This is a genomic window from Streptomyces sp. NPDC007205, assembly GCF_040634095.1.
GTDB lineage: Bacteria > Actinomycetota > Actinomycetes > Streptomycetales > Streptomycetaceae > Streptomyces.
Map to the genome: position 1 here is coordinate 531,685 of NZ_JBEYEW010000002.1, position 13,411 is coordinate 545,095.

Annotated in this window: 13 protein-coding genes; 10 read left to right on the top strand and 3 right to left on the bottom strand. The window is 71.3% G+C overall.

Translation table 11 applies throughout. The features are described 5' to 3' along the window. Positions 1–43 precede the first annotated feature (43 nt). Positions 44–538, top strand: coding sequence for an ATP-binding protein (locus tag ABZ624_RS05965; protein WP_360083221.1), 495 nt, complete (start codon positions 44–46; stop codon positions 536–538). A gap of 437 nt (positions 539–975) precedes the next feature. On the opposite strand, the gene idi is transcribed toward ABZ624_RS05965, so the two are convergent. The 3 genes from idi to galE form a co-directional block, all read right to left on the bottom strand. Next, positions 976–1,569, bottom strand: a complete 594-nt coding sequence (idi, locus tag ABZ624_RS05970) for an isopentenyl-diphosphate Delta-isomerase (protein ID WP_360083017.1) — start codon at positions 1,567–1,569, stop codon at positions 976–978. Positions 1,570–1,748: 179 nt separating this feature from the next. Then, on the bottom strand, positions 1,749–2,690 hold the full coding sequence (locus ABZ624_RS05975; protein ID WP_360083019.1) for a cation diffusion facilitator family transporter: 942 nt from the start codon (positions 2,688–2,690) through the stop codon (positions 1,749–1,751). A gap of 146 nt (positions 2,691–2,836) precedes the next feature. Then, a complete protein-coding gene (gene galE / locus ABZ624_RS05980; RefSeq protein ID WP_360083021.1) occupies positions 2,837–3,808 on the bottom strand; it encodes a UDP-glucose 4-epimerase GalE in 972 nt (323 codons plus the stop codon). A gap of 273 nt (positions 3,809–4,081) precedes the next feature. Here galE and ABZ624_RS05985 point away from each other — a divergent pair, with 273 nt between their 5' ends. The 9 genes from ABZ624_RS05985 to hpnD all read left to right on the top strand — a co-directional run bounded on the left by ABZ624_RS05985 (position 4,082) and on the right by hpnD (position 13,319). Then, on the top strand, positions 4,082–5,890 hold the full coding sequence (locus tag ABZ624_RS05985; protein ID WP_360083023.1) for a DUF5941 domain-containing protein: 1,809 nt from the start codon (positions 4,082–4,084) through the stop codon (positions 5,888–5,890). Continuing rightward, the gene (locus tag ABZ624_RS05990) at positions 5,887–6,639 is read left to right on the top strand and encodes a phosphocholine cytidylyltransferase family protein (RefSeq protein WP_360083025.1); all 753 of its coding nucleotides are present in this window, start codon (positions 5,887–5,889) and stop codon (positions 6,637–6,639) included. Before ABZ624_RS05985 ends, ABZ624_RS05990 begins: the two co-directional genes overlap by 4 nt. After that, positions 6,627–7,688, top strand: coding sequence for an iron-containing alcohol dehydrogenase family protein (locus ABZ624_RS05995; RefSeq protein WP_360083027.1), 1,062 nt, complete (start codon positions 6,627–6,629; stop codon positions 7,686–7,688). Before ABZ624_RS05990 ends, ABZ624_RS05995 begins: the two co-directional genes overlap by 13 nt. Further along, positions 7,666–8,445 carry a CDP-alcohol phosphatidyltransferase family protein gene (locus ABZ624_RS06000; RefSeq protein WP_360083029.1) on the top strand — a complete coding sequence of 260 codons (780 nt, stop codon included), beginning with the start codon at positions 7,666–7,668 and terminating at the stop codon, positions 8,443–8,445. The genes ABZ624_RS05995 and ABZ624_RS06000 overlap by 23 nt, the downstream gene beginning before the upstream one ends. An 8-nt stretch (positions 8,446–8,453) precedes the next feature. Continuing rightward, entirely contained in the window at positions 8,454–9,326 is an 873-nt protein-coding gene (locus tag ABZ624_RS06005) for a glycosyltransferase (protein ID WP_360083223.1), read from the top strand. Positions 9,327–9,386: 60 nt separating this feature from the next. Next, positions 9,387–10,316 (top strand): ABC transporter permease, encoded by a 930-nt coding sequence (locus ABZ624_RS06010; RefSeq protein ID WP_360083031.1) that lies wholly within the window; start codon positions 9,387–9,389, stop codon positions 10,314–10,316. Beyond that, entirely contained in the window at positions 10,309–11,106 is a 798-nt protein-coding gene (locus ABZ624_RS06015; protein ID WP_360083033.1) for an ABC transporter ATP-binding protein, read from the top strand. The genes ABZ624_RS06010 and ABZ624_RS06015 overlap by 8 nt, the downstream gene beginning before the upstream one ends. Before the next feature lie 357 nt (positions 11,107–11,463). Then, positions 11,464–12,360: a squalene synthase HpnC gene (hpnC, locus tag ABZ624_RS06020; RefSeq protein ID WP_360083035.1), complete on the top strand. Its 897-nt coding sequence runs from the start codon at positions 11,464–11,466 to the stop codon at positions 12,358–12,360. Next, positions 12,357–13,319 carry a presqualene diphosphate synthase HpnD gene (gene hpnD, locus ABZ624_RS06025; protein ID WP_360083037.1) on the top strand — a complete coding sequence of 321 codons (963 nt, stop codon included), beginning with the start codon at positions 12,357–12,359 and terminating at the stop codon, positions 13,317–13,319. Before hpnC ends, hpnD begins: the two co-directional genes overlap by 4 nt. The last annotated feature ends 92 nt before the right edge of the window (positions 13,320–13,411 follow it).

Consider the following 13,411-nt stretch of genomic DNA (forward strand, 5'->3'; position numbering starts at 1 on the left):
TCGACGTGTGGTGACAATCGAGCGCGAGGGTGGCGACCGGACGATGGACAACCACGGGCGCGGGGATGGCCCGCGCCCAGCGGGGGAGGCCGAGCGGCCGCCCGATCCACTGCCGTACGAGGGCGTCTGGCGGTTCACCGCCGCCGCGGTGGACGCCTCGGTCCCGCAGGCCCGGCACGCCGTCCGGGACCTGCTGCTGCGCCAGGGCGTGCCGGTCTCCGACGAGCTGGTGTACGGCCTGCTGCTGATCGTCTCCGAGCTGGTCACCAACGCGGTACGGCACGCGGCGCTGCTGTCGCCGATGCTGGCCGTGGAGGTCGCCGTCGGAGCCGAGTGGGTGCGGGTGTCCGTGGAGGACAACCACCCCTACCGCCCGACCGCGCTGGAGGCCGACCACGGCCAGACCGGCGGCCGGGGCCTGCTCCTGGTCCGCGAGGTGGCACGGGAGGCGGGCGGCATGGTCGACGTGGAGCACACCGCGAGCGGCGGCAAGGTGATCTGGGCCGCCCTGCCGCTCAAGCCGGCGGCGTTTCCGTAGAGCCGCTTACGCCTGCGGCGCTTCCGTAGAGCCGCTCGCGCCTGCGGCCCGGTCCGGCGGGGCCGCCCGCGCCCGTGCGCTTCGGTAGAGCCGCTCGCGCCCGTGCGCTTCGGTAGAGTCACTCGCACCTGCGGCCGGTCCTGCGGGTCCACTCGCGCCCGTGCGCTTCCGTGGAACCGCTCAAGCCAGCGGCGCTTCCGTAGAGCCGCTCACGCCTGCGGCCGGTCCGGCGGGGCCGCCCGCGCCCGTGCGCTTCGGTAGAGCCGCTCGCGCCCGTGCGCTTCATCAGAGCCCGCTCGCATCTGCGGCGCTCCCGCAGAGCCGCTCGCACCTGCGGCGCTCCCGCAGAGCCGCTCGCACCTGCGGCGCTCCCGTAGAGCCGCCGCGCCGTGACGCTTCCGCGGTCGCCCGGGCAGGGGGGTCCGCCGGGGGACCGCTCACCAGCCCGCGGACGGGCCCGTCAGCTCCCTGATCGCCGGACGGGCCGCGTCCAGGACGGTCATGAACCAGGCGGAGAACGGGTCGCCGGCGTGCCGCTCCGTCAGCTCGGCCGCCGTCACGAAGGCCGTGGCCCCGACCTCCTCCGGGTCCACCGCGAGCGGCGCCTGCACCAGGCCGACGAAGAGGTGGTTGTACTCCTGCTCGACCAGGCCCGAGGCCGGGTCCGGGTGGTTGTAGCGGACCGTGCCCGCCTCCGCCAGCAGCGACGGGGACACGCCCAGCTCCTCGAACGTGCGCCGGGCCGCGGCGGCGAACGGTGCCTCGCCCGGGTACGGGTGGCCGCAGCAGGTGTTGGACCACACACCGGGGGAGTGGTACTTGCCGAGCGCCCGCTGCTGCAGCAGCAGCCGGCCCTGCTCGTCGAAGAGGAACACCGAGAACGCGCGGTGCAGCTGTCCCGGCGGCTGGTGGGCGGCGAGCTTCTCCGCCGTACCGATCGTCACACCCTTCTCGTCGACCAGTTCCAGCAAAATCGCCTCTGCGGTGCCATTCGACGAATTGTGCGTCGCGGTGGCAGGTGTGATCGGCATACCCATCCTTCGCCTCGGTCTTCGCACCCCAAGTCTGCCGTACGAATCCGGCACTCCCGGCACTTCCCCGCACGTCCGCACGCGTGGCGGTACCGGAAGTGGGACCCGGTAGATCATCGTGCCCGGTCAGGTGATCACGGAACCGTCCGGGGTGGGTGTCGAACCGATGTTCGATGCCCTCAGTGGCAGAGTCGGGCCTCGTGCTCCGCGTGCCCGCCCGGTTCCAGCTGGAAGGTGCAGTGCTCAACGTCGAAGTGGTCGCCGAGGCAGCCCTGCAGCTCGTGCAGCAGCTTCTCGTGGCCGATGGCGCTGAGCACGTCCGAACTGACCACCACGTGTGCGGACAGCACCGGCATGCCGGAGGTGATCGTCCAGGCGTGCAGGTCGTGTACGTCCTCCACGCCGTCCAGCGCCAGGATGTGCGCCCGCACCTCGGTCATGTCGACGTTCTTCGGGGCCGCCTCCAGCAGCACGTCCAGCGTCTCGCGCAGCAGCTTCAGCGTCCTCGGCACGATCATGACGCCGATGACCAGCGAGGCCACCGGGTCGGCGGCCAGCCAGCCCGTGCTGAGGATCACCGCGGCCGAGATCAGCACCGCGACCGAGCCCAGCGCGTCCGCGGCGACCTCCAGGAAGGCGGCGCGCACGTTCAGGCTCTCCTTCTGCCCGCGCATCAGCAGGGTCAGCGAGATGCTGTTGGCGACCAGGCCGATCAGGCCGAACACGATCATCACGCCGCCCCGGGTGTCCGCGGGCGTGACGAACCGCTGGACCGCCTCGTACAGGACGTATCCGCCGACCCCGAGCAGCAGCAGGCAGTTGGCCAGGGCGGCCAGGATCTCGGCGCGCGCGTAGCCGAAGGTGCGGCTGGTGCTCGGCGGGCGGTTCGCGAAGTGGATCGCGAGCAGGGCCATGCCCAGCCCCACCGCGTCGGTCGCCATGTGGGCCGCGTCCGCGATCAGCGCGAGCGAGTTCGCGACCAGGCCGCCGACGATCTCGACGACCATGATCGTGAGCGTGATGCCCAGCGCGATCCGCAGCCGGCCGCGGTAAGCGGCCGCGGCCGTACCCGTGGCCGGCACATGCGTGTGCGCGTGCCCGTGGTCGTGCCCTGCCCCCATGACAACCGCCCTTCCGTGTTCCGTCCGGCAGGGCCCAGTGAACTACGGGCGGGGGGTATACGGCAACGCGGCACTGAACACCGTTGTCATGTGCCGTGACCTGCGGAAACGTTCCGCAGGTCACGGCGGGTACCGCTGCGTACCGGTCAGCCGCCGTGGCGCAGCTGCCAGCCCTGCCAGGCCGACTCGACCATCTCGCGCACCCCGCGCCCGGCCCGCCAGCCGAGGGTCTCGGCGGCCCGCTCGGCCGAGGCGACCGCACGCGGCGCGTCCCCCGGCCGGCGCCCCTCCACCACCGGCTCCCGGCGGTCCCCGGTGACCTCACCGATGACCGTGATCAGCTCGCGTACCGAGACACCCTCGCCCCGCCCGATGTTCAGCGTCAGATCGCCGGACCGGCCGCCGTCGGCGAGCCGCCGCGCCGCCGCGAGATGGGCCTCGGCGAGGTCGGCCACATGGATGTAGTCGCGGATGCAGGTGCCGTCCGGTGTCGGATAGTCGGCGCCGAAGATCCGCGGGGCCTCGTCGCGGGTGAGCCGGTCGAAGACCATCGGCACGATGTTGAACACGCCCGTGTCCGCCAGCTCCGGCGCCGTGGCGCCCGCCACGTTGAAATAGCGCAGGCACACCGTGGAGATTCCGTGCGCTGTTCCGGCCGCCCGTACCAGCCACTCCCCGGCCAGCTTGGTCTCGCCGTAGGGGTTCACCGGTGCGCACGGGGTGTCCTCGGTGATCAGGTCCACGTCCGGGTTGCCGTACACCGCGGCCGACGAGGAGAACAGCAGGCGGTCGATCCCGGCCTCGGCGACCGCGTCCAGGAGCGTGGCGAGGCCGCCCACGTTCTCCCGGTAGTAGCGGGTGGGCTGGGCCACCGACTCGGCGACCTGCTTGCGCGCCGCCAGGTGGACGACGCCCGTGACGCCGTACTCCGCGAAGACCCGCTTGAGGCGCGCCCCGTCCAGCGTGGACCCCTCGACCAGGGGGACGTCCGCCGGGAGCCGGCCGGGGACGGCGGCGGACAGGTCGTCCAGCGCCACGACGCGTTCCCCGGCCCCGGTCATGGCCCGCGCCACATGTGCCCCGATGTATCCGGCTCCGCCGGTGATCAGCCAAGTCATGGTCGTCCACCCTATGCCGAGCCGCCCCGTGTCGCCGATGCCCGGGGATGCCCGGGTCTGCGCCCACGGGTTTGTGGGGCGGGCCCCGGATCACCGATGATGACCGCGGCAAAGGCCGGGGCGGCCCCCGTGGACCGGGCCGTGAACGGCCGGTGAACATGGGCTTCCGCCCATCCGATAGCCTCTGCCGACATGCCGCCCCGGTGCCGCAGGCAGGGCGCCCCACCACGTGAGAGACCGGCGCCCGCGCCGGCACCCAGGGAGTGAGTTCGGTTGCCGACCGCCATCGTCACCGGTCAGCCGGTCCCCGGATCGTCTCTCGAGAACGATCTGCGGTCGCTCGGCTTCGACGTCCGGGTGGCAGCGGACGCCGCCGAGGCCGAGACCCTGCTCGCCGCCGCTCCGGCCGGCGACCGGGTGGCCCTGGTCGACGCCCGCTTCGTCGGCCACGAGCACGCCCTGCGCCTCGGCCTGACCGACCCGCGCTTCCCGCTCTCCGCGATCCCCGGCGCCGTCACCGCCCAGCCGGCCGCCCGGCAGGTGCTGACCCGGGCCGTGGCCCGCGAGACCTCGGCCGGCGGCGGTACCGCACTGGCCGTGGACAGCCTCGCCGACCGGATCGTCACCGCCCTCGGCACCGACGGCTGCGAGGTGCACCGGCCCGAGCTGGGCAGCCTGGTCGCCGCCGTACCCGCCGACCCGCAGGCCCGCAACGAGGCACGGCAGGCCGTCGCCGCCGTCGACGACGAGGCGGTACGCCTGAAGTCGGCCGTGAAGTCCCGCGACGGTTTCTTCACCACGTTCTTCATCAGCCCCTACTCGCGCCACCTCGCCCGCTGGTGCGCCCGCCGGGGCCTGACCCCGAACCAGGTCACCACCGCCTCGCTGCTCACCGCCCTGATCGCGGCGGGCTGCGCGGCCACCGGCACCCGCGGCGGCTTCGTCGCGGCCGGTGTGCTGCTGATCGCGTCCTTCGTGCTGGACTGCACCGACGGACAGCTCGCCCGTTACGCCCTGCAGTACTCCACGCTCGGCGCCTGGCTCGACGCCACCTTCGACCGGGCCAAGGAGTACGCCTACTACGCCGGCCTCGCGCTCGGCGCGGCCCGGGGCGGCGACGACGTGTGGGCCCTCGCCCTCGGGGCGATGGTCCTGCAGACCTGCCGGCACGTGGTCGACTTCTCCTTCAACGAGGCCAACCACGACGCCACCGCCAACACCAGCCCCACCGCCGCCCTCTCCGACAAGCTGGACAGCGTCGGCTGGACGGTGTGGGTGCGCCGGATGATCGTTCTGCCCATCGGCGAGCGCTGGGCGATGATCGCGGTCCTCACCGCGGCCACCACCCCGCGCATCACCTTCTCCGTCCTGCTCATCGGCTGTGCCTGCGCGGCGACGTACACCACGGCCGGCCGGGTGCTGCGCTCGCTGACCCGCAAGGCCCGGCGTACGGACCGGGCCGCCCGGGCGCTGGCGGACCTCGCCGACTCCGGACCCCTGACGGACGCCCTCCGGCGGGTCGCCCGGCGCGGCCTGCCGGGTCTCGCCGTCCCCGCCCTCGCTCTGCTCGGCGGCGTCGCGGTCGTCGCCTGCTCCGCCCTGGCCGGCTACGGCTCGGTGCTGCCGGTGATCGGCGCCCTGGTCTACGTCCTCACCTCGGCCGTCGCCGTCGCCCGCCCCCTCAAGGGCGCCCTCGACTGGCTGGTCCCGCCCTTCTTCCGGGCCGCCGAGTACGGCACCGTCCTCGCCCTCGCGGGCAAGGCGGGGGTGAACGGAGCGCTGCCGGCGGCTTTCGGGCTGGTGGCCGCCGTCGCCTACCATCACTACGACACGGTGTACCGCATCCGCGGCGACGCCGGAGCGCCCCCGGCCTGGCTGGTGCGCGCCATCGGGGGGCACGAAGGGCGGACGCTGCTCGTCACCGTTCTGGCCGCCGTGCTCACCGCCTCGCAGTTCACGGTCGCGCTCACGGTCCTCGCCGTGGCCGTCGCCCTCGTGGTGCTCGTCGAGAGCATCCGTTTCTGGGTCGCCGCTCACAGGGAAGGCGCCCCAGCCGTACACGACGAAGGAGAACCCGCATGATCGGCCTCGTGCTGGCGGCCGGCGCCGGACGGCGTCTGCGCCCCTACACCGACACCCTGCCCAAGGCGTTGGTGCCGGTGGGGCCCGCGGGCATAGAGGGCGAACCGACGGTCCTCGACCTCACCCTGGCCAACTTCGCCGAGGTCGGTCTGACCGAGGTCGCGATCATCGTCGGCTACCGCAAGGAGGCCGTCTACGAGCGCAAGGCGGCCCTGGAGCAGAAGTACGGCCTCAAGCTCACCCTGATCGACAACGACAAGGCCGAGGAGTGGAACAACGCCTACTCCCTGTGGTGCGGCCGTGACGCCCTCAAGGACGGTGTGATCCTCGCCAACGGCGACACCGTGCACCCGGTCTCCGTCGAGAAGACGCTGCTCGCCGCGCGCGGCGACGGCAAGAGGATCATCCTCGCGCTCGACACCGTGAAGTCCCTCGCGGACGAGGAGATGAAGGTCGTCGTCGACCCCGAGAAGGGCATGACGAAGATCACCAAGCTGATGGACCCGGCCGAGGCGACCGGCGAGTACATCGGCGTCACCCTGATCGAGGGCGACGCCGCCGCCGAGCTGGCCGACGCGCTGAAGACGGTCTGGGAGACCGACCCGCAGCAGTTCTACGAGCACGGGTACCAGGAGCTGGTGAACCGCGGCTTCCGGATCGACGTGGCGCCGATCGGCGACGTCCGGTGGGTCGAGATCGACAATCACGACGACCTCGCCAAGGGCCGGGAGATCGCGTGCCAGTACTGACCCGGCTGATCCCCTCGCCGGTCGTCGTGGACATCCGCCCGGGTGCCCTGGACGACCTGGCCTGTGTCCTCGCCGACGAGCGCATCGCCCAGTCCGGCCGGCTCGCCGTCGCCGTCAGCGGCGGCTCGGGGGCGAGGCTGCGGGAGCGCATCGCACCCTCGCTGCCCGGCGCCAGCTGGTACGAGGTCGGCGGCGGCACCCTCGACGACGCGATCCGGCTGGCCGGCGAGATGAAGTCCGGCCGCTACGACGCCGTCGTCGGACTCGGCGGCGGCAAGATCATCGACTGCGCCAAGTTCGCCGCGGCCCGTGTCGGCCTGCCCCTGGTCGCCGTGCCGACGAACCTCGCGCACGACGGCCTGTGCTCTCCGGTCGCGACCCTCGACAACGACGCCGGGCGCGGCTCCTACGGTGTGCCGAACCCGATCGCCGTCGTCATCGACCTGGACGTCATCCGGGAGGCCCCGGCCCGTTTCGTCCGGGCCGGCATCGGCGACGCGATCTCCAACATCAACGCGGTCGCGGACTGGGAGCTGTCCCACCGCGTCAACGGCGAGAAGATCGACGGTCTCGCCGCGGCCATGGCCCGTCAGGCCGGCGAGGCGGTGCTCAGGCACCCCGGCGGCATCGGCGACAACGGCTTCCTGCAGGTGCTCGCCGAGGCACTGGTCCTCACCGGTATCTCGATGTCGATCTCCGGCGACTCCCGTCCCGCCTCGGGCTCCTGCCACGAGATCAACCACGCCTTCGACCTCCTGTTCCCCAAGCGGTCCGCCGCCCACGGCGAGCAGTGCGGACTGGGCGCCGCCTTCGCGATGTATCTGCGCGGGGCCCACGAGGAGGCGGTCCACACGGCCGGGGTGCTGCGCCGGCACGGGCTTCCGGTGCTGCCGGAGGAGATCGGCTTCACCGTGGACGAGTTCGTGCGCGCCGTGGAGTTCGCCCCGGAGACCCGCCCCGGCCGCTACACGATCCTCGAACACCTCGACCTCAAGACGAACCAGATCAAGGACATCTACGCCGACTATGTCAAGGCCATCGGTAGCTGAACTCCGTCCGGTCGTCCACCCCGCGGGGGTGAAGGACCGGCGCAGCGGTGAGCACTGGATGGGACGCCTCTACATGCGCGAGGTGTCCCTGCGGGTCGACCGCTACCTGGTGGGCACCAGGGTCACGCCCAACCAGCTCACGTACCTGATGACCGTCTTCGGCGTGCTCGCGGCCCCGGCACTCCTGGTGCCGGGGATCTGGGGCGCCGTGCTCGGCGTGGTGTGCGTCCAGCTGTACCTGCTGCTGGACTGCGTCGACGGCGAGATCGCGCGCTGGAAGAAGCAGTACTCGCTGAACGGCGTCTACCTCGACCGGGTCGGCGCCTACCTCACGGACGCGGCGGTGCTCACCGGCTTCGGCCTGCGCGCCGCCGACCTGTGGGGCAGCGGACGTATCGACTGGCTGTGGGCCTTCCTCGGTACCCTGGCCGCACTCGGCGCCATCCTCATCAAGGCCGAGACCGACCTCGTCGGAGTCGCCCGCCACCAGGCCGGCAAGCCGCCGGTCAAGGAGGCCGCCGCCGAGATGCGTTCCTCCGGCATGGCGCTGGCTCGCCGGGCCGCCGCCGCCCTCAAGTTCCACCGGCTGATCCTCGGCATCGAGGCGTCCCTGCTGATCCTGGTCCTGGCCATCGTCGACCAGGTCCGCGGCGACCTGTTCTTCTCCCGGCTGGGTGTCGCGGTGCTGGCCGGCATCGCCCTGCTGCAGACCCTGCTGCACCTGGTCTCCATCCTCGCCTCCAGCAGGCTGAAGTGAGTACCGCGATGCGCGTCGGCGCCGTCATCATCACCATGGGCAACCGGCCCGGGGAGCTGCGGGCCCTGCTCGACTCGGTCGCGGGGCAGGACGGCGACACCGTCGAGGTCGTCGTCGTAGGCAACGGCTCGCCCGTGCCGGACGTCCCCGACGGCGTACGCACCATAGAGCTGCCCGAGAACCTGGGCATCCCCGGTGGCCGCAATGTCGGCATAGAGGCCTTCGGCCCCAGCGGGCGCGACGTCGACATATTGCTCTTCCTCGACGACGACGGCCTGCTCGCCCGCCACGACACCGCCGAGCTGTGCCGCGAGGCGTTCGAGGCCGACCCTGAGCTCGGCATCATCAGCTTCCGCATCGCCGACCCCGAGACCGGCGAGACCCAGCGCCGGCACGTGCCCCGGCTGCGCGCCTCCGACCCGATGCGCTCCTCCCGGGTCACCACCTTCCTCGGCGGTGCCAACGCCGTCCGCACCCGGGTCTTCGCCGAGGTCGGCGGCCTGCCGGACGAGTTCTTCTACGCCCATGAGGAGACCGACCTGGCCTGGCGGGCCCTCGACGCCGGCTGGATGATCGACTACCGGTCCGACATGGTGCTGTACCACCCGACGACCGCGCCCTCGCGGCACGCGGTCTACCACCGCATGGTCGCCCGCAACCGCGTGTGGCTGGCCCGGCGCAACCTGCCCGCGCCCCTGGTCCCCGTCTACCTCGGCGTCTGGCTGCTGCTCACGCTGCTGCGCCGTCCCTCCCGGCCGGCCCTGAAGGCGTGGTTCGGCGGATTCCGGGAAGGCTGGACCATGCCGTGCGGACCGCGCCGTCCCATGCGCTGGCGCACGGTGTGGCGGCTGACCCGACTGGGCCGGCCCCCGGTGATCTGAGAAGCTTCTCTTACCCGAAGAGAGCAAGCTTCTTACCGAGAGAGTTCCGGATTTCCACTCGTGAGTCACACAACGCATGACGGCGGTGTCGCGGTGAGCGCGATACCGTCGCCCGACGAGGGGCTGACGGCGGCGCAGCTCGCCGCCAGGTACGGGCTCGCCGTGAGCGGCGCCCGTCCCTCGCTGGCCGAGTACGTCCGCCAGCTGTGGGGGCGGCGCCACTTCATCCTCGCCTTCTCCCAGGCGAAACTGACGGCCCAGTACAGCCAGGCCAAGCTGGGCCAGCTGTGGCAGGTCGCGACACCGCTGCTCAACGCGGGCGTGTACTACTTCATCTTCGGCGTGATCCTGCACGCGAGCCGCGGCCTGTCCCAGGACGTGTACATCCCGTTCCTGGTGACGGGTGTGTTCGTGTTCACCTTCACGCAGAGCTCGGTCATGTCGGGCGTCCGCGCGATCTCCGGCAATCTCGGCCTGGTGCGCGCCCTGCACTTCCCGCGCGCCTCACTGCCCGTCTCCTTCTCGCTGCAGCAGCTCCAGCAGCTGCTGTTCTCGATGATCGTGATGTTCGTCGTGGCGATCGGCTTCGGCAGTTACCCGAGCCCCTCCTGGCTGCTGATCGTGCCGGTCCTGCTGCTGCAGTTCCTGTTCAACACCGGGCTCGCGCTGATCGTGGCCCGCATGGGCGCCAAGACGCCGGACCTCGCCCAGCTGATGCCGTTCGTCCTGCGCACGTGGATGTACACCTCGGGCGTCATGTTCTCCATCAACAAGATCATGGAGGGCCGCTCCGAGATCGCGGTCCGGCTGCTCCAGGCCAACCCGGCCGCGGTCTACATGGACCTGATGCGCTACGCGCTGATCGACGGCTACGGCGCCTCCAACCTGCCGCCGCACGTCTGGGCCATCGCACTGTTCTGGGCCGTGGTCGTCTTCGCCGGCGGCTTCGTGTACTTCTGGAAGGCGGAGGAGAGGTACGGCCGTGGCTGAGCACAACGACCCGGCTCGCGAGGAGCGCCGCCCGACGGTCATCGCGGACGACCTGCACATCGTCTACCGCGTCAACGGCGCCAAGACCGGCAAGGGCAGCGCGACGGCCGCCCTCAGCCGGATCCTGAAGCGAGGCGCCGACGACGCGGCACGGGGGGTGCGCAAGGTGCACGCCGTGCGCGGCGTGTCCTTCGTCGCCTACCGCGGCGAGGCCATCGGTCTGATCGGCTCCAACGGCTCCGGCAAGTCCACGCTGCTGCGCGCCATCGCCGGCCTGCTGCCCGCCGAGAAGGGCAAGGTGTACACCGACGGCCAGCCCTCGCTGCTCGGCGTCAACGCGGCCCTGATGAACGACCTGACCGGCGAGCGCAACGTCATCCTGGGCGGTCTCGCGATGGGGATGTCCCGGGAACAGATCAAGGAGCGCTACCAGGACATCGTCGACTTCTCGGGCATCAACGAGAAGGGCGACTTCATCACCCTGCCGATGCGCACGTACTCCTCCGGCATGGCGGCCCGGCTCCGGTTCTCCATCGCCGCCGCGAAGGACCACGACGTCCTCATGATCGACGAGGCGCTCGCCACCGGTGACCGCAAGTTCCAGAAGCGCTCCGAGGAACGCATCCGGGAACTGCGCAAGGAGGCCGGAACGGTTTTTCTGGTCAGTCACAACAACAAGTCCATCCGCGACACCTGCAACCGCGTCCTGTGGCTGGAGCGCGGTGAGCTGCGTATGGACGGACCGACCGAAGAGGTTTTGAAGGAGTACGAGAAGTTCACGGGCAAGTAGCCTGTTTCGGCGCAGGGCCCCGCCGTACGTCCGGCGGGGCCCCGCGTCCGTAAAGGAACCGTCAACTCCGGCCAGCGCAAGGAATCTTGGAACCAATCGGTGTGTTGTTGTGATGCGCAGGACACCCCGACGGACCGTGTTGCGTTGTACAACGTAAGCTGTACCAGTGCCGGAAAGCGGCAAGTGGGGCGATAATGCGCGACGCCCTGCGCCAGGAGACCCAGCGAATTGCCGGGCGGCGTGTCCGAAATAGTGTGTATTGGGTCGGCAGTGTAGAACGGGAGATGTGACGGCAATGGCTACGGAAACTCCCCAGCTCAACGCAGCATGTGCCGTCCCCGCCGCGGGCAGCGCCCGATGACGGCCATCGAGACGGCGCCGGACCTGGAGCGCGCCACCCTGGACAAGGCCGCGAGCGAGAACTTTCCCGTGGCCCCCTTCTTCCTGCCCCGGACCTGGCGCGACGACCTCATGGCCGTCTACGGCTTCGCCCGTCTGGTCGACGACATCGGCGACGGCGACCTCGCCCCGGGCGGAGCCGACGCCCGGATGCTCGGCGTGCCGCCCGCCGAGGCCGAGGACCGCCTGCTCCTCCTCGACGCCTTCGAGGCCGACCTGCGCCGCGTCTTCGACGGCACCCCGCGCCATCCGCTGCTGCGCCGCCTGCAGCCCACCGTCCGCCGCCGCTGCCTCACCCCCGAACCCTTCCTCGGCCTGATCGCCGCCAACCGTCAGGACCAGCTCGTCACCCGGTACGAGACCTACGACGACCTCCTCGCCTACTGCGAACTGTCCGCCAATCCCGTCGGCCGCCTCGTCCTCGCCGTCACCGGCACCGCGACCCCGGAACGGATCCGGCTGTCCGACGCCATCTGTACCGCGCTGCAGATCGTGGAACACCTCCAGGACGTCGCCGAGGACCTCGGCCGCGACCGTATCTACCTCCCGGCCGCGGACATGAAGCGCTTTCACGTCCAGGAAACGGATCTTGGCGTAAAAACCGCGGGCGCATCGGTGCGCGCCCTGGTTGCATACGAAGCGCAACGCGCCCGCGATCTGCTGAATGAAGGCGCCCCCCTGGTGGGTAGCGTCCACGGCAGGCTGAAGCTGCTGCTCGCAGGGTTCGTGGCGGGGGGAAGAGCGGCGATCCGCGCGATCGCCGCCGCCGAATACGACGTACTTCCCGGCCCGCCCCGACCCGGCAAGGTCCAGTTGCTGCGTGAGGCGGGCGTGATCCTGCGAGGAGAGGGGTGATCCGGACCGTGGATTCTCCGTCGCACCTGTCCGGACCGGTACTCGCCGCCTACAGCTACTGCGAGACCGTCACCGGGCAGCAGGCCCGCAACTTCGCCTACGGCATCCGGTTGCTGCCCACGCCCAAGCGCCGCGCCATGTCGGCGCTGTACGCGTTTTCCCGGCGCGTGGACGACATCGGCGACGGCGACCTGGCCGGCGCGGTGAAGCTGAAGCGGCTGGAGGACACCAGAGCGCTGCTCGCCCGGGTCCGGGAGGACGAGGTGGAGGAGGACGACACCGACCCGGTCGCCGTCGCCCTCACCCATGCGGCACGCGCTTTCCCGATCCCGCTCGGCGGCCTCGACGAGCTGATCGACGGCGTTCAGATGGACGTGCGCGGCGAGACCTACGAGACCTGGGACGACCTGAAGGTCTACTGCCGGTGTGTCGCCGGTGCCATCGGCCGCCTCTCGCTCGGCGTCTTCGGTACCGAACCGGGCGCGCGCGGCGCCGAGCGCGCATCCGAGTACGCCGACACGCTCGGCCTCGCCCTGCAGCTGACCAACATCCTCAGGGACGTCCGCGAGGACGCCGTCGGCGGCCGTACCTATCTGCCCGCCGACGACCTCGCCAAGTTCGGCTGCTCGGCCGGGTTCGACGGGCCGACGCCACCGGAGGGCTCCGACTTCGCGGGCCTCGTGCACTTCGAAGTGCGGCGGGCCCGCGCCCTTTTCGCGGAGGGCTACCGGCTGCTGCCCATGCTCGACCGGCGCAGCGGCGCGTGCGTCGCCGCCATGGCCGGCATCTACCGCCGGCTGCTGGACCGCATCGAGCGCGACCCCGAGGCCGTGCTGCGCGGCCGGGTCTCGCTGCCCGGACGCGAGAAGGCCTACGTCGCCGTACGCGGCCTGTCCGGCCTGGACACCCGGCATGTGACGCGCCATGTCTCCCCGCGGTCCGTCAGGAGGCGCGCCTGATGGACCTTTCCGAACCAGGAGACATGCGCCAGGCAACCCTCCGCAGCGGCGTGGCGTCCCTGACTGCGACGACCGAGCACGCCGGCGCCGCG